The sequence below is a fragment of the Pseudarthrobacter sp. NIBRBAC000502772 genome, assembly GCF_006517235.1.
In the GTDB taxonomy this organism is placed as follows: Bacteria; Actinomycetota; Actinomycetes; order Actinomycetales; family Micrococcaceae; genus Arthrobacter.
Genome location: NZ_CP041188.1, coordinates 625896 through 652037, shown reverse-complemented (window position 1 = coordinate 652037; position 26142 = coordinate 625896). Strand labels below are relative to the sequence as shown.

The following is a 26142-nucleotide window of genomic DNA, read 5'->3' as shown; positions in this document are numbered from 1 at the left end:
AATGTCAGGTAACAAAGCCGTTGCATACAAGGCGCCGGGGATCGTGGAAATCATCGATACCCCGTTTCCGACCTTTGAACTGCAGGCCGGGCCCGGCGTCAATCCCGTCAATGTCGGCCGGAAGGTCCCGCACGGGGTCATCCTGCGCACCGTAAGCACCAACATCTGCGGCTCGGACCAGCACATGGTTCGTGGCCGCACGACCGCCCCGGCCGGCCTCGTCCTGGGGCACGAGATCACCGGGGAAGTCATCGAGACCGGGCCCGACGTGGAGTTCATCAAGGTCGGGGACATCGTCTCGGTCCCCTTCAATATCTCCTGCGGGCGCTGCCGGAACTGCAAGGAGGGCAAGACCGGGATCTGCCTGAACGTGAACCCGGACCGTCCCGGGTCCGCCTACGGCTATGTTGACATGGGCGGATGGGTCGGCGGGCAGGCGGAGTTCGTCCTGGTCCCCTACGCGGACTGGAACCTGTTGCGGTTCCCTGATCGCGACCAGGCCCTGGAGAAGATCATGGACCTGACCATGCTCTCGGACATCCTCCCGACCGGATTCCACGGGGCCGTTACGGCAGGTGTCGGCGTCGGATCCACCGTCTATGTTGCCGGGGCCGGTCCCGTGGGGCTTGCCGCGGCGGCCAGCGCGCAACTGCTGGGGGCCGCGGTGGTCATCGTGGGGGACCTCAATGAGGACCGCCTGGCCCAGGCCCGATCCTTTGGCTGCGAAACCGTCAATGTGGCCAACGGCGATCCGGCTGACCAGATCGAGCAGCTTCTCGGCGTCCGGGAGGTCGATGCCGGTATCGACGCGGTCGGTTTCGAGGCCCGCGGACACGGACACGGTGCCGGGGCCCAGGAGGCGCCGGCCGCCGTGCTCAATTCCCTGATGGACCTCACCGCCGCCGGCGGTTCCCTGGGCATTCCCGGCCTTTATGTCACCGGGGATCCGGGTGCCGCGGACGAGGCGGCCCAGAAGGGCAGCCTGTCCCTGTCCCTGGGCACCGGCTGGGCGAAGTCGCTCTCCTTCGCGACCGGCCAGTGCCCGGTGATGAAGTACAACCGGCAACTCATGATGGCGATCCTGCATGACAGGATCCAGATCGCCAAGGCGGTCAACGCCACGGCCATTTCGCTCGAGGATGCCCCGCGGGGTTACGCAGAATTCGATGCCGGAGCGGCCACGAAGTATGTCCTGAACCCGAACGGCTACCTCAACTAGTCCGAGGAAATCTCAACTAGTCCGGGGGAATGCGTTGATCCGTACCGAACGATCGGAGGCGTCCGGCCTTACCTAAGCAAACTGATCCCTGACCCCAAAGAGGTGCCCCATGGACAAGGCCTTGAATCGGAGGAAGCCCCCAACGTTCCCCCGGGCTCACCCCTCAAGGCCATGTCTTATCCGCAAAGCCCATGATCCGCCGAGCAAAGGATTCGCTCATGGCTATAAGCCGTGGCTTAAAACCCTCAACCCCCGAAGAGTTGACTGCCGACAACGCTTTGGCAGCAATTCCCCCCAACGAAAACCCCGAAAGTACGCGAAACACCAAAACAGTCATTGGTGTCCCCGCGGGAGAAAACACCAACCCTGCTGTCCTCGATCCGGAGGACGGCGCCGCAGAACCACTGCCGGACGTTGAAGAGTACGAACAGATCCTCGAAGAGCTTCGTACTGCCAAGACCGAGCAGGCCGTCTCCCTGCGCCGGAACCACTCACTCACCCTCGACAAAGTCACCTTCGGGATCACCGGCGCCATCGCCATCGCCTTCGTGATCTGGGGCTTCGTGGGCCGGGACAGCCTCGCCTCGTCCTCCACGGTTGCCCTGAATTGGGTCATGGAATACACCGGCTGGCTCTTTATGGTCCTGGCGTCCCTGTTCGTCGTGTTCGTCCTGTGGCTGGCCCTGGGCAAGTTCGGCAATATCCCGCTGGGCAAAGACGGCGAGAAACCCGAATTCCGTACCGTCTCCTGGGTCGCGATGATGTTCGCCGCCGGCATGGGCATCGGACTGATGTTCTACGGTGTAGCCGAACCGCTCTACCACTACATCTCTCCCCCGCCCGGAACCGTGGACGGCCGCACCCCCGCAGCGATCCAGACGGCCATGGCCACCTCGATCTTCCACTGGACACTGCACCCCTGGGCCATGTACGCAGTGGTCGGCATCGCCATGGCATACGGCACCTACCGCCTCGGCCGCCGGCAACTGGTCTCCGCAGCCTTCACCTCACTTTTCGGCATGAGGATGGTGGAAGGCCCGCTCGGGAAGTTCATCAACATCCTGGCCATTTTCGCCACCCTCTTTGGCACCGCCGCTTCCCTGGGCCTCGGCGCCCTGCAGATCGGCAGCGGCATGACCTCCAACGGCTGGTTCGGCGAAGTCGGCACTCCCGTGCTTGTGGGGATCGTCGCCGTCCTGACCTTCTGCTTCGTCGCTTCGGCCGTCTCCGGCATCAGCCGCGGCATCCAGTGGCTCTCCAACATCAACATGGTCCTGGCCGTCGTCCTCGCACTCATCGTCTTCATCGCCGGTCCGACCCTGTTCATCCTCAACCTGATCCCGTCCGCCGTCGGCGACTACGCCCGCGACCTGGCCGAGATGTCGTCCCGGACCGAAGCAGTCGGCGATGAAGCCCTCCGAAGCTGGATGACCAGCTGGACCATCTTCTACTGGGCCTGGTGGATCTCCTGGACGCCCTTCGTCGGCATGTTCATTGCCCGCATCAGCCGCGGCCGCACCATCCGCCAGTTCGTCACCGGCGTGCTGCTGGTCCCCAGCGTCGTCAGCGTCATCTGGTTCGGCATCTTCGGCGGAGCCGCCTTCCATGTCCAGCAGGAAGCCGATAAGGCAGGCACGCCCGGGCTGGTAACAACGGCCGACGGCGTATCCTCCGTCAACTTCGACGGCGCACTCTTCGACCTCGTCAAAAACCTTGGCATGCCGGGCTGGCTCACCGCCGGCGTCATCGTGCTGGCCATGGTCCTGGTCGCGATCTTCTTCGTCACCGGCGCCGATGCCGCCTCCATCGTGATGGGATCACTCAGCTCCAACGGCGCCGAGCACCCCCGCCGCGGAGTCGTCATCTTCTGGGGCAGCCTCACCGGCGCCGTGGCAGCAGTCATGCTGCTGGCCGGCGGCGACGAACCCTCCGAAGCCCTGGCCGGCCTGCAACGCATCACCATCGTCGCAGCCCTGCCGTTCATCGTCGTCATGCTCCTGCTCTGCTTTGCCCTCGCCAAGGACCTGCGCCGCGATCCTCTCTCCCTCCGACGGCGCCTGGCCACATCCGTCGTCGAACGGGCCATCAGAACCGGCGTGGAACAACACGGCGGCATTCAATTCGACCTCGTGACAAAGCACGACTGCGCCGATTCCTGCCCGGACCCGGACTCCCACCAAGGCGGCACCCACACAGGCAGCATCCCCACCATCCAGGCCCGACAGACAGACCGGGACAACACCTAAACCCACCCCCAGAAACAACCCGCCCCGGTAGCACGCGGCCAACCAACCCGTGCCACCGGGGCACACCCACACCCCCACCCAGCAGCAAAGGCCACCCCATGCACAACCACCACGATCAAAAACCAACCCTCCGCCTCAGCAGAAACGGAACAGAACCCCTGGAAATCCAACTCGAATCAACAAACCCAGTAACCGTCCAACTACAACTGGACAGCAGCTGCAACTGCCAACACCACACCGAAAACCGCCCGGGCTCCTACGTCGACAGCGAACCACGCACCCGCTGACGGCGGCGGCGTCCCGCGGCGGGATCACCAGGTGGTCCGCTTCCAGCCGCTTGATCGCCTCCCGAACAGGGGTGCGCCAAAGCCAAGCTCAGCCGCGAGCTGCCCGTCGTTGATGGGCTCGCCGGGCCGGATCTCCAACATGATCAGCTTGTCGCGCAGCTGCCGGTAGGCAGCCTCGGCCTGGGAGAGGACCGCATCCTCCACCTGCTGGGCTACAGCGCTGCCAGCCGGGTGGCCAGGTGCAGCGCTGCCAAACGGCCCGTTCCGCGGGGATCGCCGCCGCAGAGTGAGAAGATCCGCTGCAGCCGCTGATGCATCGACTGCCGCTCCAGGTGCAGCTCACGCGCAGCCTGCGCCGTGTTGCAGCCGGAATCCAGCCAGACCCGCAGCGTCTCAACCAGCGCGGAATTTCGTTGGGCATCGTGGACGACGAGGGCACCGAGCTGCTGGCTGACATAGTCCGTGCGCTGGGTTTCATCCAGCGTATGGAAAGCGAGCCGCTCCACCGCGAAAGCGTCGGCGTCGAGGACCACTCCGGACTGTCCCGGCCCGGCTCTGAGCGGCGCGGCCTTGACCGGCTCGGCGCCGGCGGCAAGGTCCAGCGTCAGCCGGGCTTCCGTCAGGGACCATGGCGCGGCGGAGATTCCGGTGGCCACCGGACCGACGGCGCTGACAGTTCCCTCCGGCAACGCCAGCGACTGCAGTCCGGCCAGAATTGCGTCCCGGTCTTCCTGCGTCTTCCCGGGGCGGAGCACGGCCAGCGCCAAGAGTTCCGCGTTGTCGGCGTAGCTTGCACTGTGATGCCCCACCCGCTCCAGCAGGTGCTCCACAGCCATCCGGGGTTGCCGCGAGCCGGGGGAACGAACCACAACAGCCACCAGCTGCGCGGACAACGGGATCCCGGCCGCAGGAGCGAGCTGCTGGAGACGCCAGTTTTGAGTTCCGGAATCGACGGCGCGGATCAGCGCCGCACCCGCCATCTCCTTCAGGCCGGGGGGCATGCGCTGCAGCAGGGCCAACGCCAGAATGTCCACCGAGCGGTTCCCCGCGATCCTCGCCAGGTTCACGTCCGCTCCCGCCAGGGCATGAAGGCTGAGGCGGGCTGAAGGGATGCCACGCACGGACACGTCAATCTGGATGGTCCGGGCACGGTCCGGCGCGTCGCTGGATTCTTCGGGCTCCGGCTCCCCCGTATGATCAGCCGGCAGTGCACTGGCCAGCGGGGCGCCCGCGGTGGACGTCAGGACAACTTCCGCGCCGGTAGCGTCCGCCAGGACAGCCAGGATCCGGTTAAGGCTGCCGCCGTGGGCCAACTCCACCGCCATCGCGTGACTGGCCCGGTCAGCCTCCTGCAGCTGGGCAGCAGATTCGCTCACCAGGAGTGAGTTGATGGCTTCCATCACGCCTACAAAGGGCACCACCTTGCGAAGCTCTATCAGCGGAAGGCCGGCCGCTTCAGCTGCTGCCACCATCGACGACGGTATCGAGGCCAGCTCCGTGCCAGTCTCTATGGCCAGCGCGGCCACGCCGCGTTCTGCCAGCTCCCAGATGTAGTCCGCGCGACGTTTGTCCGTTGCCAAAGCAAGAGCCTGGCCGCCGGTCAGCAACAGTTCACCGCCGCCAAGCAGCGGGGCAATATCCAAAACCTCACTGGAGTGAATCCAGCGCAGCTGCGTCTGGGCCGCAACGGCCGCCGCTGCGCGGATCACCGGATCCGCGGGCGTGAGGGTGGAATGTTTCAAAACATCCTGCAGGCGTATTGGCATGACACTCCGTCGCGTCTTCTCATAAACTTCAAGACACATTGTATGTGGTGCATGTGGTCTGGGACACATAATCTTGAGGAATCCCCATCCCCTCAACGAAGAGGCCCCAATGCAACAAAAACCCTCAACCGCAGGAGCAGGACAGCAACCTGCACTTGAAGATTGCGAAGCCTGGCTCCAGCCGATCCCCGAATCCCAGCGGACGCACAAGGTCTCCGGACAGTTCTGGATCTGGGCCGGCGCCAACCTGGCGCCGATCAACTGGGTACTGGGTGCCCTCGGAATCCACTTGGGGCTGGGTTTCGCGGATACCGTCATCGTCCTGGTCCTGGGCAACCTGATCGGCATGCTGCTCTTCGGCTGCTTTGTGCTCCTCGGCCAAAAGACCGGCGCCACCGGCATGGTCCTGGCCCGCGCAGCCTTCGGCCGCCGCGGCAACTACCTGCCCGCAGCCATCCAGGCGGTCCTGGTGATCGGCTGGTGCGCGGTCAACACGTGGATCATCCTGGACCTGGTCATGGCACTCTTCGGCACGCTCGGATGGGTGGATCCCACGGCACACAACTATGGCTGGAAGATCGGCGTCGCCACCGCCATCATGGCCGCGCAGGTAGCCATCGCCTGGTTCGGCTACAAAGCCATCGCCGCCTTCGAAAAATGGACGGTGCCGCCCACCATCCTCATCCTGGCCGTCATGTCCGCCGTGGCCTGGTTCGGCATGAAGATCAACTGGACGTACGCCGGTCCCGCCGGCAACATCCTGGAAGGCTCCGAACGGATCGCGGCCATGAGCGCCGTGATGACCGCCATCGGCATCGGCTGGGGCATCACCTGGTTCACCTACGCCGCAGACTACTCCCGCTTCGTGAGCACCCAAGTTCCCAAGAAAAAGGTCTACCTGGCATCCGTGCTTGGCCAGTTCATCCCCGTTGTCTGGCTGGGAATCCTCGGCGCAAGCCTGGCCACCAACAGCGGCGAGATCGACCCCGGGAAGCTCATCGTCCAGAACTTCGGCGTCCTCGCGCTGCCGGTGCTGCTGATGGTGCTGCACGGCCCCATAGCCACGAATATCCTCAACATCTACACTTTCTCCGTGGCCACGCAGTCGCTGGATATCACCATCAGCCGCCGCAAACTCAACCTGTTCGTCGGACTCTTCTCCCTCGCCGCGGTCGTGTTCTTCATCTTCCAGGAAGACTTCGCAACAGTCCTCGACGCCTGGCTCATCGGGCTCGTAGCGTGGGTTGCCGCGTGGGGCGGAGTCATGCTGGTCCACTACTTCTGGATCGAGAAGCGCTGGCCGGGCAACCCGGAGAGGCTCTTCGACGCCGTCGGCACCAAACGTCTCCCCGGCGTCAACTGGGCGGGCGTCGCCTCCCTCCTGGTCGGCATCTTCGCCACCTGGCTGTTTATGTACGGACTCGTTCCGGCGATGCAGGGTCCCATTGCCGTGGCCCTGGGCGGCTGGGACCTGTCCTGGCTTGCCGGTGGCCTTGCCAGTGCCGGCACCTACGCCATCCTCGGGCCGAAAGTCCACCGCAAATACCTCGAGGCCGACCAAACGGACACCGCCGCCCACCTGGCGTCCGCGGACCTGGGATTCGCCGCCCGGACCAACGCTCCCGCCGGCCTCTGAAACGCCCCGGACCTGAATTACTGACGGACACTGAACCTCTAGGAACCACACCATGACCTTTGAAGCATTCGCGGATTCCGCCCACCCCATCACCTGGCCTGAGGGCAAGCGTGCAGCAGCCTCATTCACATTCGACGTCGACGCCGAGTCCTGCACCATCGCCCACGATCCGAAGAGCACGCACCGGATGTCCCTGATGACCCACCAGTCGTACGGGCCCAAGGTGGCGGTCCCGCGGCTGCTTCAGATCCTCCAGCGACAGGACATCCGGGCCACCTTCTTCGTTCCCGGCTTCACGGCAGACTGCTACCCGGACACGGTCCGGCGCATCATGGACGCCGGACACGAGGTGGCCCACCACGGGTACCTGCACGAACCCATGCAGGGGATCGATGCCGAGACCGAGGCCCGCTACATCGACCGCGGGCTCGAGGCCCTCGCGAAGGTCGGTGTGGAACCGGTGGGTTATCGCGCGCCGTGGTGGGAACTGAACTGGCACTCCCCTGCGCTCCTGGCGGACCGAGGTTTCCTCTACGATTCGAGCCTGCTCGACGGCGACGCACCGTACCGTTTCAGCGTCGCCCCCGGCGACAGTCGGGACATCGTGGAGATCCCGGTCGACTGGACCCTGGACGACTGGGAACAGTACGCGTTCTACCCCGGAGTCACCGGCAGCGGCGTCATCGAAAGCCCGGCCAAGGTCCTGGAAATGTGGACCCTGGAGGCGGAGGCACACCATGCCCAGGGCAGCTGCTTTGTCCTGACCAACCACCCGTTCATCTCTGGGCGGCCATCCAAGGCCGTCGCCCTGGAAAAGCTGATTGCCCGGGTGAAATCAATGGACGGCATGTGGGTCACCACCATGGAGGAGATCGCCGAACACACCCGCAGAACCGTCGAGGAGGTCCACACCCACGCCCGGATCGAGGTCCCTTCCTTCCCGGACACGGGGGCCCGGTTCACGCCGGCCGCCGTTCACCAGCGGAATCCATCCGGCAGCCACAGCCGGTAGCCCGGGCTCCGCAACCCCAAATACAAGGAACGCCGACGGCGACAGTCACCTGTCGCCGTCGGCGTTTCCCGCGTTTCCGTCAGTCCGTTACAGAGCGCCGGCACCCGAAGCGAGCAGGCGCTCCACGTCCGCCACCTGCGGATAGGCGGCCTGGGTTCCCTTGCGGGTGGTGGCCAGCGCGGCGGCAATCGAGGCGAAGGCAGCGGCGTCAGCCAGCGGCGCACCGGCTGCCAGGCGGGCGGCCACGGCACCGGTGAAGGCGTCGCCCGCGCCGGTGGTGTCCACGGCCTTGACCTTGATGGGTGCCACCCGGACCAGCTGCTGCCCGGCAGGCGCCAGCGAATCCAGCACCACCGAGCCGTAGGCCCCCAGCGTGACCAGGACCCGCTCGAGCCCGCGCTCGGCAAAACGCAGCCTGACCGCTTCCCAGTCGCTGGCATCCGCATCACTGCCGGGAATGGCGGCGGAGACGGGATTCCCGGCGGAGCCGAGGAACAGCGACGCCTCATGGGCGTTGACCAGCAGGATATCGGTCAGGTCAGCCAGCTGCTGCGGGACCTCCGCGTAAGGCGAGAGGTTAAGCAGAACTGTGGCGCCGGCGTCGTGCCCTGCCCGGGCGGCGGCCTCAACCGTGTCGAGGCTGACCTCCAGGCAGAGGCAGACCACCGCGGCGCCGTCGAACGTTTCCGCCGCGGCGGCGACGTCCACCGGCGAGAGGGTGCCGTTGGCGCCGGCCGAGATGATGATGTTGTTCTCGCCGTTGGAATCCACGGCGATGACGGCGACGCCGGTGGCCTCGGTTGCTGAGGTCCGCACGCCGGAGATGTCCACCCCGGCGCCGGCAGCGGAGGACAGGAGCATGTCGCCGTTCGCGTCCGCACCGACGGCACCCACCAGGCTGACGCTCCCGCCCAGCAGGCTGGCGGCGACGGCCTGGTTGGCGCTCTTGCCGCCCGGGTTCACTGCGAATCCGTTGCCGTGCACCGTCTCGCCGGGCAGCGGCAGCCGCTCGCAATAGATGGTCAGGTCCGCGTTCAGGGAACCGACGACGACGATCCGGCCTTGGGTGCCGGCCGTTGCGGAACTCATTCGGTCACCTCAGCCTCGACGGGCTTGGGGATGAGGAGCGACGCGGCGAACGCGGCCACAGTGATGACCAGGCCCGTCACCACCACGGAGAGGTAGGACGCTTGGGCGTCGCCGAGGGCCGAGGTGGCCACCAGCACTGCCGGCAGCACCAGGAAGCTCAGGCCGGCGCCCAGGTTGAAGGCGCCCGCGTTCATGCCCGGAAGGAATCCCGGGTTTCCGGCGGGCGAGAGGACAACTCCGAGTCCGTTCAGCATGATGTTGACCGTACCGGCGTACATGATGCCCAGCAAGACGGTTCCGGCGATCATCATGGGCAGGCTGCTGAGGCCGAAGAACGCGATGATGGCCAGGGCGGCGATGCTGCCCAGCATACCGATGCGCAGGACCTTGGTGTAGCCGAGGATGGGCGCGAGCCTGCCGCTGAGGGGACCCACCAGCCAGCCGAGCAGGGCGTACGGGGTGAGGATGATGAGCGACATCTCCGTCGGGCCGATGCCGAATCCCGGGTCCGCGGCCTGCACATACGCCGGCACGATTCCGTTGATGACGGCGAAGATGCCGGTCATGGTCAGCGTGGTGGTCAGCAGCGGCGCCCAGGTGGAGCGCTGGCGCAGGTGGACGGTTTCCACCATGGGCTGTTTGGCGCGCTTTTCCACGGTCCAGAAGCAGTAGAACGCGACGGCGGCAACCACCACCAGCCCGATGGCCAGGAGGAGCGTGCCGGGTGCGAAGGCGCCCACCAGCTTGGAGCCCTCGTTCAGGGCCGTGAGCAGCGCACCCACGGCGACGACGATGAAGAACACGCCGAGCCAATCCATGGAGGTGCCGGCGGCGGGCTTGCTTTCGCCGGCGAGGACGGCAATCAGGGCCGTGGCGACAACGGCCAGGACCACCATGAGCCAGAAGATGCTGCGGAACCCGAAGTGCTCGGCGAAGTAGCCGCCCACAAAGGAATCGACGCCGGCCACGCCGCCGTTGACCGCGGTGATGAGGCCCATAAGCGTCCCGTACTTGCGGGGGTTGCTGACGGCGGAGCGCAGCATGATCAGGCACAGCGGCACGGTGGGGCCGCTGACGCCCTGGATGATACGGCCAACAAAGAGCCAGGTCACGTCAGGGGCCATGGCCGCGATGACCGAACCGACGGCCATCAGGAGCATCATGCCGATCAGGATCTTCTTCCGCCCGATGATGTCGCTCAGGCGGGGCAGGAAGAGGGAGAACAAAGCAGCCGCGGTGAAGAACCAGGTCTGCGAGAGGCCGATGACGGCCTGATCGGTATTCAGTTCCTTGCCCATGGTGACCAGGGCAGGGCTAAGCATGGAGGCGTTGAGCTGGAACGCGACGCACGCGGCCAGAAGGGCGACCATCAGGGCGGTGACGTTGCCCCGGCTGGTCTTCGTGTCGGTGAGGGTGGCGCTCATCTACTTGCCTCCCGTGGCTGCAGCGGCGGTGACCATTTCGGGAGCGGTGGCGGGAGTGCCGACTGTTTCTGTCAGAGGTTCCCCAATCCGCACCAGGGCGTCCGTGACCAGGTCCCAGAAACGGGCGTGGTCCAGGTCAACGGCCACGGAGGTGGTGCAGTCGTCCGGTGCGGGGGCGCGGAAGTCGGCCACGGTCATGCCGAGCGTCAGTGTGCCCTGGAGTTCGATGTCCACCGGAACCTTGCGCGTGGTGACGATGCTGGGATCGATCACGTAGGCCACGGCGCACGGATCGTGGACCGGCGGGAAGTCAAAGCCCTGGGCGTCCTTGTAGGTCTGGGTGAAGAACTCCATCAGTTCCATCACGAACTGGGCCGGCTTGGTGCCGACGGCGGCGATCTTCTCGACGACGTCCGGAGTGGCGAGGGCCTGGTGCGTGAGGTCCAGGCCCACCATCACCACGGGCCACTTTTCGTTGAACACGATGTGGGCGGCCTCGGGGTCGATGATGATGTTGAATTCGGCAACGGCACTCCAGTTGCCCACGTGGTAGCCGCCGCCCATCAGGACAACTTCCTTGACGCGTTCCACGATGCGCGGCTCCTTGCGGGCTGCCAGCGCGATGTTGGTGAGGCCGCCGGTGGGGACGAGGGTGACCGTGCCCGGTTCGTGGGCCATCACGATGTCGATGATGAGGTCGACGGCGTGGCGCGGGTCCAGCTCGATGGTGGACTCGGGCTGCGCGGGGCCGTCCATGCCCGTCTCGCCGTGGATGGACGGCGCGGTTTCGATGGTGCGGACCAGGGGCCGGCCGCAGCCGGCGGCGAAAGGCACGCCGGTGATGCCGGCGATGGTGCCCACGGACAGGGCGTTGCGGGTGACCTTTTCGAGCGTCTGGTTGCCCACCACGGTGGTGACGGCCAGCAGTTCAATGTCAGGGTTGCCGTGTGCGAGCAGGATGGCCACGGCGTCGTCATGCCCGGGGTCGCAGTCAAGAATGATTTTCTTGGGGCCGGGTTTCATCGGTTTGGATTCCACGTTAAATCTCCACGTCATTGGGGCCTGCCGAAGCAGTGGCCGAAAGTATTCAGAGTGATCATGGCACCCGCCAAGGCTGTGCGTCAAGCGCTTAACGTTGCCGCACGTCAAGCGCTTGACGCCGTGAAGCGCCAGCAGTTCAGGCCACGCAGTCAGGCCACGCAGTCAGGCCACGCAGTCAGGCCACGCAGTCAGGCCACGCAGTCAGGCCACGGGCCCGAGCGCCTGCGGCGGCGCCGTGGATTCGCGGATGACGAGGTTCGTGGCCAGCTCGACCCTGCGGGAGTCCAGGGTCTCTCCGCGCATTTGGCGCAGGATGAAGCGCAGCGCGGCACGGCCCATCTCCTGCAGCGGCTGGGCCACGGAGGTCAGCGCCGGTACGGATTCCTCCGCCTGGTACGTGCCGTCAAACCCCACCAGGCTCAGGTCCTCCGGCACCCGTACGTTCTGCCGCCGCGCCTCGGCAAGCGCACCCAGGGCAACCGTGTCATTTGCCGCAAAAACTGCAGTGGGGCGCTCATCCAGCTGCAACAGCTGCCTCATGCCCCGGACCCCCGCCTCGGACCTGAAGCTGCCCTGCACGATGTAGCGATCGTCCACCGGGACGTTCCTCGCCCGCAGGGCGGCCAGGTAACCGTGGAGCCGGGCCTGGTTGCATTCGGCGCCATCCGGACCGCCCAGGTAGGCGATCCTGCGGTGGCCAAGATCCAGCAGGTGGGACGTTGCGTCCTTGCCGCCGGCCCAGTTGGTGGCGCCGATGCTGACCACATTTCCGGCCGGAGGGTTGAGCGGATCAATGACCACTGTGGGAACTCCCCTGCGGTTGAAGGCATCAAGCTGGGGCTCGCTGAAGGCGGAGGTCACCACGATCATTCCGCAGCGTCCCTCGTCCACAATCCGGCGGGCGCGCTGCTCCGGGGTCAACCGCGAAGGCCCCTGTTTGCTGGTGACGTTCAGCAGCACTTCAATGTCCGCGGCGCCGGCCGCATCCAGGATTCCATTGAGGACTTCGATGGAGTAGGCGGAGTCCAGGGAATCGAAGACCACCTCCACCGCCTGCCGGCCCGCAAGGTTCCGCCGCTGCTGGACCGGGGACTTGTAGCCGGTCCGCGCCAGCACGGCCATCACCTTGGACCGGGTCTCCGCCGCCACGTCATCCCGGCCGTTGATGACCTTAGAGACTGTGGGCGCGGAAACGCCGGCCTCCTGGGCAATCGCTGCCAGGGTGAGCTTTCCCTGTTGCTCGACGGCGGTCATTTAGTTCTCCTTGACTTTCGAAATATTTCGCTCCGCCAGTTTTGCAGCAAGTCTCAGGCTGCGTCAATGCATTACTGGAATTTGTTGCACAAAATGCCTTGACGTCCAATTGTGATATCCGTTACCTTTGTGTCACTCAACCGAAAGCATTATCGAAATATTTCGAAGACTTTAGGTGAAACCAACTCCACTCACAGTGCTGCCTCTTTCCTGAGGCTGGACTTCTGAACTCACACCGGGCGCTCAGTGACGACCCCCGAAGGATGGACGGAAACCATATGTTCAATCGAAAGCTGCGTTCCACAGCCCTGGCTGCCGCACTGACGCTCTCCCTGGCCGCCTGCGGTTCCAGCGGCCCCGCAAATGTCAGCGCCGATTCGCCCTCGATGTGGGGTCTGACCGGCGGGAACCAGGCCAATACCCAAAAATCTATCGACGCGTGGAACACTGCGCATCCCGACCAGTCCATCAAACTCGACTTCTTCGCAAACGATGCCTACAAGACCAAGGTGCGTACCGCCATCGGCGCCGGTGAAGGTCCCACTTTCATTTACGGCTGGGGCGGCGGCGTCCTCAAGTCCTACGTTGACTCCGGGCAGATCGAGGACCTCACGGACTTCATTGCGGAAAACCCGGAGGTCAAGGATCGCTACCTGCCGTCCATCATCAAGAACGGCCAGGTGGACGGCAAAATTTACGCCCTGCCCAACAACAACGTCCAGCCGGTTGTGCTCTATTTCAACAAGGATCTGTTCGACAGGATCGGCGCCCAGCCACCCAAAACTTGGGACCAGCTGATGGCCCTCGTGCCGAAGTTCAAAGAGGCCGGGGTGGCTCCCTTCTCGCTGGGCGGCCAGTCCAAATGGCCGGACCTGATGTGGCTTGAATACCTGGTGGACCGCATCGGCGGACCCGAGGTGTTCAACAACATTGCGGCCAACAAGCCCGATGCCTGGTCAGACCCTGCAGTGCTTGAATCCCTGACCAAGATCCAGGACCTGGTCAATGCGGGCGGCTTCATCAATGGCTTCTCCTCGATCGCGGCCGATTCCAACGCGGACCAGGCCCTGCTCTACACGGGCAAAGCTGCGATGGTGCTCCAAGGCGGCTGGATCTACCAGGGCATGAAGAAGGACGCGCCGGACTTCACCAAGGGCGGCAAGTTGGGCTTCACCACATTCCCCACCGTTGAAGGCGGCAAGGGCGATCCCGCCAACATCGTGGGCAACCCGTCCAACTTCTGGTCCGTCTCCTCTAAGGCCACGGACAGCCAGAAGGCAGCCGCCCTTGAATACATCAAGGACGGGATGTTTACCGATGCGGACACCCAGACCCTCATCGACTCCGGCGCAGTGCCGGTGGTCACCGGCATCGAAAGCAAGCTGGAAGCCTCACCGGACAAGGAATTCCTGAACTTCGCGTACGGCCTGGCCAAAGACGCTCCCAACTTCCAGCTCTCCTGGGACCAGGCACTGAGCCCCGCGCAGGGCGACGCGATGCTCGCCAACCTGGATCAGATCTTCCTGAACAAGATCACCCCGGAGCAGTTTGTCGCAACGATGAACGCAACGATCGGAAAATAGCTGTGTCCGTTACCACCGGAGCTTCCCGGCGGACCCTGGAAAAGGGTCCGTCGGGGTGGCTGGCCGCTCCAGCCCTCGTCTTCTTCCTCCTCTTCGCGATCATCCCGTTGTTCGGCGTGCTGTTCCTCAGCTTCACGAGATGGGACGGGCTGGGCGAAATCACGCTTGATGGAGTCTCCAGCTGGACCACCGTCCTGACCGATCCGATCACCGGCAACGCACTGCTGGTTACAGCTAAAATCATGTTCTTCTCCTTCATCGTCCAGGCACCGATCAGCCTGCTGCTGGGTGTCTTCACCGCCGCAGGCCAGAAGTACCGGGCAGCTCTTGCCGTCCTGTATTTCGTGCCCCTCCTGCTCTCCTCCGCCGCCGTGGCCATCGCCTTCAAGGCACTCCTGGATCCCAACTTCGGGCTGGGCCCCGGCCTGGGCCTGCCGTTCCTCACGCAGGACTGGCTGGGCAATTCGGACCTGGTGCTGTTCGTCGTCGTTTTTGTGATCGCGTGGCAGTTCGTGCCGTTCCACACCCTGATCTACCAAGGCGGTGTCCGGCAGATCCCCACGTCGTTGTATGAGGCCGCCCAGATCGACGGCGCAGGGCGCATCCAGCAGTTCTTCAGCATCACCTTGCCGCAGCTGAAGTACACCATCATCACCTCCTCCACGCTGATGGTGGTGGGCTCACTGGCCTACTTCGACCTCATCTTCGTCCTGACCGCCGGCGGACCCGGCTATGCCACGCGCCTGCTTCCCCTTCACATGTACCTGACCGGATTCAAGGCCAATGACATGGGTGCCGCGAGCGCACTCGGCGTCATCCTGGTGGTCATCGGCCTGGTCCTTGCCCTGCTGCTGCAGCGCCTTGGTGGGAAAAACCGCAACGACAGCCAATTGGAAGGTGCCTGATGGCCACCGAGATTCAGCTACCCACGTCTCCTGCCGCCGTCGTACGCCGTCCGGGCAGCGCAGGGCGGCGCACCGCCCGCACTGCCCGGCAGCGGCCCAACTTCCTGGGTGGCCTGGGCGGCTGGGCCTGGCTGGCCTTCATCATCATCCCCGTGTATTACGTGGTGGTGACCAGCCTGAAGAACCAGGCCGGATTCTTCACCTCGAACCCGATGATGCCGCCCACCGAGCCGACGCTGGATAACTACAAACTGGTGCTTGAGAACGACTTCGCCAAGTACTTCATGAACAGCCTCATTGTGACGGTGGGCAGTGTGGTGCCGGGACTGTTCGTGGCGTTTATGGCCGCCTACGCGATTGTCCGCGGCAAGGGGAGGTTCCTGAATTGGACCAACAACCTCTTCCTCCTTGGCCTGGCCATTCCGCTGCATGCCACGATTATCCCGATCTACTGGATGATCACCAGGGCCCACCTCTACGACACGCTGCTCGCACTGGTGCTCCCGTCCATCGCCTTCGCGATCCCCATCTCCGTCCTCATCCTGTCCAACTTCATGCGGGATGTGCCCAATGAACTCTTCGAATCCATGCGCCTGGACGGCTGCTCAGACTGGGCGATGATGTGGCGGCTCGCCCTGCCCATGACCAAGCCCGCCGTCATCACCGTGGGCATCTACAACGCCCTCCACGTGTGGAACGGCTTCCTCTTCCCGCTCATCCTGACGCAGAGCCCTTCCACCCGGGTGCTCCCCTTGTCGCTATGGACGTTCCAAGGGGAGTTCAGCGTCAATATCCCCGCCGTGCTGGCATCCGTGGTGCTCGCCACGCTGCCGCTGCTGGTCATCTACGTCATCGCCCGGCGCCAGCTGCTCAGCGGCCTGACCGCCGGATTCAGCAAGTAAACCGAAATACCTACGAAAGGAAATGAATGACTTCCGCAAAGCCATTGCGCGTCGGCATGGTGGGCCACGCCTTTATGGGCACCGCCCACTCCCACGCATGGCGGACAGCCCCCCGGTTCTTTGACCTGCCGCTGGAACCCCAGCTCACGGCTGTAGCCGGCCGGAACGGGGACGGCGTCCGCGCCGCGGCCGACAAGCTGGGCTGGAACTCCGCGGAGACGGACTGGCGGCGCCTGATCGAACGCGATGACATTGACCTGATTGACATCTGTACGCCTGGCGACACGCATGCCGAAATCGCGATCGCCGCCCTCGAGGCGGGCAAGCACGTGCTGTGCGAAAAGCCGCTCGCCAACTCCGTGGAGGAAGCGGAGCGGATGACCGTTGCGGCGGAGGCGGCCGCCAAACGCGGGGTGTTCTCGCTGTGCGGCTTCAGCTACCGGCGGACGCCCGCGCTGGCGCTGGCCAAGCGGCTCGTGGAGCAGGGCAGGCTAGGAACCATCCGGCACGTGCGGGCGCAGTACCTGCAGGACTGGCTCTCAGACGAGAACGCCCCCATGACGTGGCGCTTGGACAAGAGCAGGTCCGGTTCCGGTTCCCTCGGCGATATCGGTGCGCACAGCATCGACGCTGCGCAATGGATCACCGGGCAGAAGATAACCGGCGTTTCGGCCCTGTTGGAAACATTCGTTGCTGAGCGTCCGTTGGCCGGCGATCTTGTCGGCCTGGGCGGACACGGTGAGCCGGGCAATGATGCGCCGCGCGGTTCCGTCACGGTCGATGACGCCGCGATCTTCAGTGCCCGGTTCGACGGCGGTCCCATCGGCGTCTTCGAGGCAACCCGCTACGCGTTGGGCCGCAAGAACGCAATGCGGCTGGAACTGAACGGCACCAAGGGGTCCCTGGCCTTTGATTTCGAGGAAATGAACGTGTTGTCCTTCTACGACGCGGCCGAATCCCCCGATGCCGGCTTCCGGCGGATTTTCGTCACCGAGCCCGAGCATCCGTACGTCGGCAACTGGTGGCCCACCGGCCACGGCTTGGGCTACGAACACGGTTTCACCCACCAGGTGGTGGACTTCGTCACCGCCATCGCGGAGAACCGCCAGCCGGAACCGTCCTTCGCCGATGCCTTACAGGTCCAGCAGGTGCTGGCCGCCGTCGAGGACAGCGCAGCAAACTCCAGCCAATGGCAGAAGGTCTAGGACGTTGAGTACAGAACACGGAACCCCAGCAAAGGAAAACCCATGACAGACAAAAAGACCGCACTCGTGGTCCGTGGCGGATGGGATGGACACCAGCCCTTAGAGGCCACAGAGCTTTTCATTCCGTACCTGAAGGACAACGGCTTTGACGTCCGGGTCGAAGAGTCCCCCAAAATGTACGCCGATGCCGGCTACATGGCCGGCGTTGACCTCATCATGCAGTGCATGACGATGTCCACCATCGAGAAGGATGAATTCGAGGGCCTGCGGGCCGCCGTCGAGAATGGCACCGGCCTGGCCGGCTGGCACGGCGGGATCGCCGACTCCTACCGGAACACCTCGGACTACCTCCACCTGATCGGCGGACAGTTTGCCTGCCATCCCGGCAAACACCCCGACGAGCGCAGCGGCGAACAGTCCGACAACTACGTCCCGTACACCATCAACATGCTTCCCGCCGCGGAAACCCATCCCATTACCCGCGGCATCGGCGACTTCGAACTGGTCACCGAACAGTACTGGGTTCTGGCCGACGACTACATCGACGTCCTCGCCACCACCACCCAGAAGGTCCGCGCGTGGGATCCCTGGAACCGTGAAGTGACTTCGCCGGCCATCTGGACCCGGCAATGGGGCCAGGGCAGAATCTTCGTCGCCACCCCCGGGCACCGGGTGGAAATTCTCCAGGACAGCAACGTCCGCACCATCATCGAAAGGGGCCTGCTGTGGGCAAGCCGTTGAAAGTAGGAATCATTGGGTGCGGGGCCATCATCGCCCAGTACCTCGCCAACTTCCGGCGGCTCGATGCCATCGAACTTGTCGCGGTGGCGGATCTGGATCCGTCCCGCGCGCAGGCTGTAGCCGCTGGCTACGACGGCGTCCGGGCGCTCACGGTCGACGAACTGATCGCCGCCGATGACGTGGACCTGGTCCTGAACCTGACCATCCCCGCCGCCCACGCCGAAGTGGCCCTCAAGGCAATCGCCGCGGGCAAGAGCGTCTACGGGGAAAAGCCCTTGGCTGCCACGACCGGCGAGGCCCGCCGGGTGCTGGAAGCGGCGCGCGCCGCCGGTGTCGCCGTCGGCTGCGCCCCGGATACCGTTCTCGGAACCGGCATCCAGACGGCCCGCAAAGCGATCGACGACGGCCTGATCGGATCCCCCATCTCGGCCACCGCCACGATGGTCACACCCGGCCACGAACGCTGGCACCCTAACCCGGATTTTTACTACCAGCCCGGCGGGGGCCCGCTGCTGGACATGGGGCCGTATTACGTCAGTGCGCTGGTTAGCCTGCTGGGGCCGGTGGTCTCCGTGACCGGGGCGGCCAGCCACACGCGGACCCAGCGGACCATCGGGTCGGGTCCGCGGGAAGGCGAGGTGATCCCGGTCAACTTCGACTCGCATGTGACCGGTATCCTGGTCCACGCCAACGGGGCGCTGTCCACCCTGGTCATGAGCTTCGACGCCGTCAAGACACGGTCGTCGAACATTGAGATCCACGGCGAGCGCGGCTCCCTGGTGGTCCCGGATCCGAACCACTTCGACGGTGACGTGGAACTGTTCACCCTCGGCGCCGACTCCTGGAAGACCCTTCCGGTCTCGGCCGGGTACCTGGACTCCGGCCGGGGGTTCGGCATCGCCGATCTGGCGGCGACGCCGGAGGGTGCAGAACCGCGCGCCGGCGGCCGGCTGGCCTATCACGCCCTTGAAGTTATGGAATCGGTGCTCGAATCGGCCCGGAGCGGAGCCCTGGTCCCGATCCAAAGCACGGTGCCGCGTCCGGAACCTGTGCCCCTCACAGCGTCACCGGATGCCGCCCGCGTTCAGGAGGTCAGTGCGTAGGATCGCGGCGGGCATGCGGGCGGAAGGCCTGCATGCTGCTGTCTGGCTACTACGATCGAGGTATGGAATCCGCGGAGCAGGTGCAGCAATCCGTCCGCTCGCCGCGGATCACGGCGGCCATGGTTGCGGCCCGCGCCGGCGTCTCGACAGCGACGGTTTCCCTGGTGGCCAACGGCAAGACTGCCGGCCGCGTCTCTGAGGACAACATCGCCAGGGTGCGGGAGGCCATTTCCGAGCTCGGCTACGTCGTGGACAGCGTGGGCAGTTCGCTGGCCAAAGGCGTCAGCTCCATCGTCTTACTCGTGGCCCCGGACATCTCCAACCCGTTTTTCGCGAAGGTGATCGCCGGCGTCCGGGAATCCCTCGGGGCTGATTACCAGCTGCTGCTGTCCGTCACCGACGCCGGGGAGTTCCCGCAGGCGGACGACGTCCGCAAGCTGATGGCGCTCCGGCCGGCCGGGCTTCTGGTTGACGCTCCCAACGCCGAATTCCTGGAAGAACTCTCTGCCGCCGGCCCCGTTGTCCTGCTGGACGCGCCGGGGCTTGAGGCCTACGCCCCGTCCGTGAACCTGGACGTTGCGCACGGCGCGCGCCAGCTGGCCGCGCATCTGGCCGGGGCGGGCCACCGCCGGGTGGCCTACGTGGACAGCGTCACCGGCACGGCCACGTTTGAGGTCAGGCGCCGCGCCTTCCTGGCCGCGGCCAGCGCACACGGAATCTCGGTGCCCGCCGACGGCATTATCAGTACTACCATCGACGTCGGCGCGTCCGCCGCCGCATTCGCCTCCGCCTGGCCGGCATGGCAGCAGGCCGGGGTCACCGCCGTCGTCTGTTGCACGGACACCCACGCCTACGGGGTGCTGCAGGAAGCACGGGTGGCAGGCGTGCAGATCCCGGGCCAGCTGGCCATCGCCGGCTTCGACGATCTGCCGTACTCCGCCACGAGCAATCCCAGCCTGACCAGCGTGCACCTGCCGGCAACCTCGCTGGGGCTGAAGGCAGGCGGACAGCTGCGCCTGCTCATGGAAGGCCGCCAGCTGGAGCAGCCGCAGCTGACGCTGGAGAGCTCGCTGGTGGTCCGCAACTCCACGTCGGCGTAACACTGCGCCGGGCATGACGAGCCGGTGTCACACCCCCGCCGTAAGCTGGGTGCATGCCGAGTAACTGGGACAGCCTGGACATCAGCCTCCGTGAATCCGTGCAGGAGAACGTGGAGATCTACGAGCGCGTCCGCCCTGCCCTGAAGCTGGTCACCAAGGACGTTCTCCACATCCTCCGCGACATGCTGAAGGACACCGAGGTCACGCCGCTGTTTGTCACGGGGCGCACCAAGTCGGTGGAATCGTTCCGGGAAAAAATTTCCCGGATTGAGGAACCGCTGGAACCCGGCGGGCCCCCGGTGCTGAAGTTCCCGGACCCGTTCCGCACCCTCAACGACATGGTGGGCGTGCGCGTCATCACCAAGCTGCCGGCCGAGAACGCGCTGGTGGCCAACATCATCAAGCGCCAGCGCCAGATATTCGACTGCCGCGGTGACCGCGAGAAGGACATCGGCTCCATCGAGTCAGGCACGTACGGCTATTCCAGCCGCCACCTCATCCTTCGCACAATCCAGAACGAGGCCGTCAAGGATTACCAGCAGGCCTTCAACCCGGACATTCCGGCCAACGGCAGCTACTTCTTCGAATGCCAGATCCGCACCGTCTTCGCCCACGCCTGGAGCGAGATCGAGCACGACATCCGCTTCAAGGCCGAGGACCCCCGCGCCTGGACGCCGCATTTCGACCGCCAGTTCACCGCCACCGCCGCCATGCTGGAAACCGTGGAAAGCGCCTTCGCGGACCTGCACGAACGTTACGAGGAAGTCCGCAGCTACTGGGACGTCGAGGGTGAGGGGGCCGCGCAGCTCACACCCAACCGGATCCGTGACGTCTGGCGCACGCTGTTGCCGCACGTGGACCGCAAAGTCGATGACGACTGGGGCTGGGCTGCCGAGCTCATGGCCGCCCACGGCCTCAACCAGACCGTCCAGCTGGCCGGCCTGCTCAGCGCCCAGCGGATCACCGAGGTCCGCAAGGCGCTGGACCACCGCTACTCCCCCGGACCGGACCGCCTGCTCGATGACCTCCTGCTCTGGCAATACGGCACCAAACACATCGACCTCACCGCAGAGGCGCCCGACGCCGTCCCGCACCCGCGGCGCGACAGCCTCCTGCGGCGGCTGAAACAGATCGAGCGCTACCGCCTGGCCAAGTCCGAGTAGACCGCTCACCGAGCCGCAGGATTATTGGCCACCACTGACATTCAACTACCCTTGACTCATGGTGGAGGCTGTTGTAGACGGACCTCCGATGCTCCCGGTTCCAGCCCCGCGGCAAGATCCGGCACCTGTTTATGCCCCTCTCTGACAAGGATTCCGCCATTTCCACGGACGCATTCTTCGCCACGCTCACCCGGATCCGCAACGTCATCCTTCCAGCGGCCGTACGGTCCTGGCTGAACACGCCGCGGGGGCTCCTCACCGGCTTCATCCTGGTGCACCTGGGTTTCCTGATTTTCGCGGCGCTGCTGTCCTTGCGCGGTGAGGCCTTCAGCGACACCTTCATCTACCGCGAGTGGGCCCGGGCGGGTTTTGACGAAACACACCTCAGCGGCGGCCCCAGCCCATGGGTCTACCCCATCCTCGCGCTGATCCCCATGGCACTGGCAGGGCTGGCCGGACCCGGACCGTTCTTCTTCCTCTGGGTGCTGATGACCACCCTCCTCAACGGCTGGGCCCTGGCCAAGCTCACGGACCGTGGCCGCAACCAGGACGCCATCCCCGCGGGCTGGTGGTGGCTGATCTTCACGCTGCTCATGGGATGGCTCGGCTTCGCCCGCGTGGACGGCCTCACCGCACCGATCGTCCTGGTGGCCCTGGCCTACGGTGTGGGCCGGCCGTTCATCGCGTCGGTCATCCTCGCCGCCGCGACCTGGGTGAAGGTCTGGCCCGCCGCGGTCATGCTGGCCCTGTTCGCCGTCGTCAAGAACCGCCTGCTGGTGGTGCTGGCCGGCGTGGCCACGTCAGCGGTGGTGGTGGCACTCGCCGCCGCGGTTGGCAGCGTGCCCAAGCTGCTGAACTTCCTGACCCAGCAGGGTGACCGGGGCATGCAGCTTGAGGCAACGTTCACCACCCCGTGGCTGTGGCTGTCCGTGCTGAACATCGGCGACTCCCGGATGTACATGAACACCGATATCAACTCCATGCAGGTGGACGGCCCCGGCACCGCCGTGATGTCCGTGCTGATGCAGCCGCTCCTCATCCTTGCCGCGCTGCTCGTGGCCGGCCTGACGTTCTGGGCGCTGCACAACGGCAAGCTCAACGGCAACGGAACGGCCGACGGCGGCGTGGACCGCACTGAGCTGCTGCTGGCCGGCGCGCTCACCCTGGCCACCGCCTTTGTGGTGTTCAACAAGGTGGGCTCGCCCCAGTTCATGGTGTGGCTGGCCCCGGCCGTGGCGGTGGGCCTGGCGCACAGCTGGCGTGAGTGGCGGGTCCCCGCGGCCATGCTCATCGCCATCGCCGTGGCCACGTTCTTCATCTACCCGCTGTTCTACGATGCCCTCAGCCACAACAACCCCCTCATGGCCGGCGTGCTGACTATCCGCAACGTCCTCCTGGTGGTCCTGTTCCTGTGGTCGGTCCGGCGCCTGTACTCGCTGGGCAAAAAGACGTCCGCGTCCGTCCCCGCGCTCAAGGAGTCCTGAGATTTCCACGAAGTTCTTCGACCGGCTGGTCAGCGTCCGCAGCACCGTCCTGCCCGCCCGAGTGGTGGACTGGTTCGCCCGTCCGTCCAGCGTCTGGTGGGGCTTCGCAGTAATCCACCTGTATTTCCTGGGCTGGATGGCGTCGTTCTTCCTCAACGGCGATACGTTCAGCGACACCGAGCAGTACCGCCAGTGGGCCATGGACGGCTATAACCCGGACAGCCTGGACGGCAAGATCAGCCCCTGGGTATACCCGGTGCTGGCGCAGATCCCCATCTTCCTCGCGAACATTGCCGGACCCAGCCTGTACCTCCTGTGCTGGTTCCTGATCATCACAGCACTCAACGCCGTCGGGCTTGCTTTCCTGACCCGCGGACCGCGGAAGGTGAAGGGCATTGCCCCGGCCTGGTGGTGGCTGTTTTTCACCGTCTTTATGGGTTATCTCAGCTTCGCCCGGGTGGAGGGCATCACGGCCCCCATCGTGCTGATTGCGCTCTTGTACGCGGCCGAACGCCCCGTCGTGGCGGGGATCCTGCTGAGCGTGGCTACCTGGCTCAAGGTGTGGCCGGCAGCGGTCCTGGTCCCGATCGTCATTGCCAGCCGCAAGCGGATCCAGGTGCTGGCTTCCGGCATCGCGGTCACCGCCGTCGTGGGCCTGGGCACGTACCTGTCCGGCGGGCTGCCGCACATCATGGACTTCCTGACCAACCAGGGCGAGCGTGGCATGCAGCTTGAAGCCACGTTCTCCACGCCGTGGGTGTGGCTCAGTGTCTTCAACATCGCCGGGTCCAAGATGGCGGACAACACGGCCATCAACTCCACCGAGGTCTACGGCCCCGGCGCCGATGTGGCCGCGTTCCTGATGCAGCCGCTGCTGATCCTTGCCGCCGTAGTGGCCGCGGTCCTGCTGGTCCGGGCACTGAACCGCGGCGCCGAGCGGGAGGAGCTCTTCCTCGAGGGCGCGCTGATGATGACCACTGCGTTCATCGTGTTCAACAAGGTGGGTTCGCCGCAGTTCATCATCTGGCTGGCCCCAGTGATCATCGCCGGCCTCACGCACGACTGGGACCGCTGGAAGGTCCCGGCTGCGCTCCTCATGGGCATCGCGGTGACCACCTTCGTGATCTACCCGCTCTTCTACACGCCCCTCATCCACGCCCACCCGGTCATGGCCGCCATTCTCACCACGCGCAACGTGCTGCTGGTAGTGCTGCTGTGGTGGTCCGTGAAACGGACCGCGGAGCTTGGCCGCAAGTCGCAGGCGGTCCCGCAGGCCGCCTGACTACGTCAGCAGGCGCACTAACGCCGCCGGGGCTCTCGGTGTAAGCCGGCTTGCTCCACCAGTTCTGTCAGGTAAGGCCGTTGCCCCGGACGCAGATTCAGTCCTTCTGGCAGCCCCAGAACGGAGGGGATGGAGCTAACGATGTCGATAGTGATCCGGCCCCCAGCCACGGGGGCGTTGCTGATATGCAGGTCGCCGTAAGACTCGGGCAATACTGGATCCACCCATAGCCCGCCGAGGGAAACATGGGTGTCGTACCGCATCAGATTCGTCACCAGCCGGATGGGTGTGGTGGCCGCCCAGGCCTGGGGCGAGCAGGCCGTCGGATAGGGTACAGGCTCGGCAATCTGGTCTCTGCCGAAACCGCAGAACAGCTCCGGCAGGCGGCCGTCGTAGAACTCGGCTGCCTCCAAAATGGCCGTAGATATCCGCTGTGCCTGGGCTATGAAGCCGTACCGCAGGAGGCCGCTTGCGATGAGCAGGCCAGACCGAGCCGTTGTGGTAGCTCGCTGGGTTGTAGGCGCCCATGTCGCTCGCGAGGGTCCGCACGCCCCAGCCACTGAACATCTCCGGAGACATCAGCCGTTCCACGACAAGCGGTGCTTTGTCCTCGTCGATGAGGCCGCAGACCAGGCAGTGGCCCATGTTTGAGGCGCAGGCGTCGACCTGCCGCTTCTTGCCGTCCAATGCGATGGCGTAGTCCCCGCGGTCAGGCATCCAGAACTGCTCATTGAACCTTTGCTTCAACTGCGCTGCCTGGTCGGCGTAATCATGCGCCAGAGCCACATCACCAGCGTCGTAGGCCATCCATGCGCGCGCTGTGTATGCGGCATAGACGTAGCCTTGCACCTCGCAAAGCGCAATGGGCGGCTCGGCCAGGCGGCCGTCGGCGAAGTTGATTCCGTCCCAGGAGTCCTTCCAGCCCTGATTGAGGAGCCCCCGGGGGTTGAGACGCTCATATTCGACGAACCCATCACCGTCCTTGTCACCGTAATTCTTGATCCATTCCAGCGCCCGGTCCGCGTGCTGTAGCAGGGCTGCGATGGTGTCCCTGGCGAATCCCCAGCGGCTAACAGATCCATGCGCCAGCGCCGGTGCGTGGTGGCCACCAACAAGCCCCGCGCCCTGTACGGGAACTCCAACAGATTGGGCTATGTCGCGGCCCGCTACCTTGAAGCCCAGCTCCAGCAGGTTGCCCTGTTTGGTGTGGCATCGAGCCGCTCGCTGTCCTCGCTTCCGGACTCAATGGCGGTCGGACACAGGCCCGATCTGACAGTTGTTGACTTGCTCGGTTGCCCTCCCGGCGGCACGGCGGGCCAAGGCCCGCTCACGAAAAGGGCAATGGCGGGCGTCGTCTGGAGGGCGGAAAGACCGACCGCCAGATATCCGCGGAAGGGGCCGGTCCCAACACCGCCGAACTCATGGCTGTACGGCTCGATGCCTCTTTCCGGCCGGTCCCCGCACAATTCGTGCACAGGTCCGAGGCCTCGCGCGACGCCGCCCTGGGCTCTGCTGTGGTCCGGGGCTCGTTGGAGCTCGGTCCCAACTGCGACCTGGCGCTCGTGGGCGTCGGGTCAATGCAGCGCTTTGACGGGATGGGACTCTACAGCCCCGTCCCCACAAGGAGCTGGAACAGATGGCCGCTCAGGGTGCCATAGGACATCTATGCGGCCGCTTCCTCAAGGCCGATGGTGCACTCA

General features: G+C 65.2%; 19 protein-coding genes and 2 pseudogenes. 14 read left to right on the top strand and 7 right to left on the bottom strand.

Going from position 1 to position 26142, the window contains the following annotated elements; all coding sequences use genetic code 11:
• Position 1 precedes the first annotated feature (1 nt).
• Together fdhA and NIBR502772_RS03030 are read left to right on the top strand one after the other, a co-directional pair.
• Complete coding sequence (gene fdhA, locus NIBR502772_RS03035; RefSeq protein ID WP_141139021.1) at positions 2–1219, top strand: formaldehyde dehydrogenase, glutathione-independent; 1218 nt, start codon at positions 2–4, stop codon at positions 1217–1219.
• 191 nt (positions 1220–1410) lie between these two features.
• Positions 1411–3465: a BCCT family transporter gene (locus tag NIBR502772_RS03030; RefSeq protein WP_141139020.1), complete on the top strand. Its 2055-nt coding sequence runs from the start codon at positions 1411–1413 to the stop codon at positions 3463–3465.
• Positions 3466–3774: 309 nt separating this feature from the next.
• Here the strand turns inward: NIBR502772_RS03030 and NIBR502772_RS03025 are convergent.
• Both NIBR502772_RS03025 and NIBR502772_RS03020 read right to left on the bottom strand, forming a co-directional pair.
• A pseudogene (locus NIBR502772_RS03025) lies at positions 3775–3956 on the bottom strand (GntR family transcriptional regulator); the annotation flags it as partial.
• A gap of 8 nt (positions 3957–3964) precedes the next feature.
• The gene (locus tag NIBR502772_RS03020; RefSeq protein WP_141139019.1) at positions 3965–5518 is read right to left on the bottom strand and encodes a PucR family transcriptional regulator; all 1554 of its coding nucleotides are present in this window, start codon (positions 5516–5518) and stop codon (positions 3965–3967) included.
• Between the two features lie 109 nt (positions 5519–5627).
• On the opposite strand from NIBR502772_RS03020, the gene NIBR502772_RS03015 reads away from it, so the two are divergent.
• Together NIBR502772_RS03015 and NIBR502772_RS03010 are read left to right on the top strand one after the other, a co-directional pair.
• A complete protein-coding gene (locus NIBR502772_RS03015) occupies positions 5628–7154 on the top strand; it encodes a cytosine permease (protein WP_246848672.1) in 1527 nt (508 codons plus the stop codon).
• A 52-nt stretch (positions 7155–7206) separates the two neighbouring features.
• Positions 7207–8166, top strand: a complete 960-nt coding sequence (locus NIBR502772_RS03010; RefSeq protein ID WP_141139018.1) for a polysaccharide deacetylase — start codon at positions 7207–7209, stop codon at positions 8164–8166.
• An 87-nt stretch (positions 8167–8253) separates the two neighbouring features.
• Here NIBR502772_RS03010 and NIBR502772_RS03005 read toward each other — a convergent pair whose 3' ends face one another.
• From NIBR502772_RS03005 to NIBR502772_RS02990, 4 genes are all read right to left on the bottom strand, one after another.
• Positions 8254–9255: a ribokinase gene (locus NIBR502772_RS03005; protein WP_141139017.1), complete on the bottom strand. Its 1002-nt coding sequence runs from the start codon at positions 9253–9255 to the stop codon at positions 8254–8256.
• Positions 9252–10679, bottom strand: coding sequence for an MFS transporter (locus NIBR502772_RS03000; protein ID WP_141139016.1), 1428 nt, complete (start codon positions 10677–10679; stop codon positions 9252–9254). Before NIBR502772_RS03000 ends, NIBR502772_RS03005 begins: the two co-directional genes overlap by 4 nt.
• Positions 10680–11735, bottom strand: coding sequence for a nucleoside hydrolase (locus NIBR502772_RS02995; protein WP_371706757.1), 1056 nt, complete (start codon positions 11733–11735; stop codon positions 10680–10682).
• Positions 11736–11921: 186 nt separating this feature from the next.
• Positions 11922–12974 carry a LacI family DNA-binding transcriptional regulator gene (locus NIBR502772_RS02990; protein WP_141139015.1) on the bottom strand — a complete coding sequence of 351 codons (1053 nt, stop codon included), beginning with the start codon at positions 12972–12974 and terminating at the stop codon, positions 11922–11924.
• Between the two features lie 278 nt (positions 12975–13252).
• Here NIBR502772_RS02990 and NIBR502772_RS02985 point away from each other — a divergent pair, with 278 nt between their 5' ends.
• The 10 genes from NIBR502772_RS02985 to NIBR502772_RS02940 all read left to right on the top strand — a co-directional run bounded on the left by NIBR502772_RS02985 (position 13253) and on the right by NIBR502772_RS02940 (position 24442).
• Complete coding sequence (locus NIBR502772_RS02985) at positions 13253–14557, top strand: extracellular solute-binding protein (protein ID WP_141139014.1); 1305 nt, start codon at positions 13253–13255, stop codon at positions 14555–14557.
• A gap of 2 nt (positions 14558–14559) precedes the next feature.
• The gene (locus tag NIBR502772_RS02980) at positions 14560–15462 is read left to right on the top strand and encodes a carbohydrate ABC transporter permease (protein WP_210412381.1); all 903 of its coding nucleotides are present in this window, start codon (positions 14560–14562) and stop codon (positions 15460–15462) included.
• Complete coding sequence (locus NIBR502772_RS02975; RefSeq protein WP_141139012.1) at positions 15462–16364, top strand: carbohydrate ABC transporter permease; 903 nt, start codon at positions 15462–15464, stop codon at positions 16362–16364. Before NIBR502772_RS02980 ends, NIBR502772_RS02975 begins: the two co-directional genes overlap by 1 nt.
• Before the next feature lie 26 nt (positions 16365–16390).
• Entirely contained in the window at positions 16391–17569 is a 1179-nt protein-coding gene (locus NIBR502772_RS02970; protein WP_141139011.1) for a Gfo/Idh/MocA family protein, read from the top strand.
• A gap of 42 nt (positions 17570–17611) precedes the next feature.
• Positions 17612–18310: a ThuA domain-containing protein gene (locus NIBR502772_RS02965; protein WP_141139010.1), complete on the top strand. Its 699-nt coding sequence runs from the start codon at positions 17612–17614 to the stop codon at positions 18308–18310.
• Positions 18295–19413, top strand: a complete 1119-nt coding sequence (locus NIBR502772_RS02960; RefSeq protein WP_210412380.1) for a Gfo/Idh/MocA family protein — start codon at positions 18295–18297, stop codon at positions 19411–19413. Before NIBR502772_RS02965 ends, NIBR502772_RS02960 begins: the two co-directional genes overlap by 16 nt.
• A gap of 62 nt (positions 19414–19475) precedes the next feature.
• Positions 19476–20513 carry a LacI family DNA-binding transcriptional regulator gene (locus NIBR502772_RS02955; RefSeq protein ID WP_141139008.1) on the top strand — a complete coding sequence of 346 codons (1038 nt, stop codon included), beginning with the start codon at positions 19476–19478 and terminating at the stop codon, positions 20511–20513.
• 53 nt (positions 20514–20566) lie between these two features.
• A complete protein-coding gene (locus NIBR502772_RS02950) occupies positions 20567–21676 on the top strand; it encodes a GTP pyrophosphokinase family protein (RefSeq protein WP_104060267.1) in 1110 nt (369 codons plus the stop codon).
• Between the two features lie 131 nt (positions 21677–21807).
• On the top strand, positions 21808–23160 hold the full coding sequence (locus tag NIBR502772_RS02945; protein WP_141139007.1) for a glycosyltransferase family 87 protein: 1353 nt from the start codon (positions 21808–21810) through the stop codon (positions 23158–23160).
• A gap of 61 nt (positions 23161–23221) precedes the next feature.
• Complete coding sequence (locus NIBR502772_RS02940; RefSeq protein WP_210412379.1) at positions 23222–24442, top strand: glycosyltransferase 87 family protein; 1221 nt, start codon at positions 23222–23224, stop codon at positions 24440–24442.
• A gap of 17 nt (positions 24443–24459) precedes the next feature.
• On the opposite strand, the pseudogene NIBR502772_RS02935 reads toward NIBR502772_RS02940, so the two are convergent.
• Positions 24460–25522 (bottom strand): annotated as a pseudogene (locus tag NIBR502772_RS02935) (amylo-alpha-1,6-glucosidase); the annotation flags it as partial.
• Positions 25523–26142: the final 620 nt, after the last annotated feature.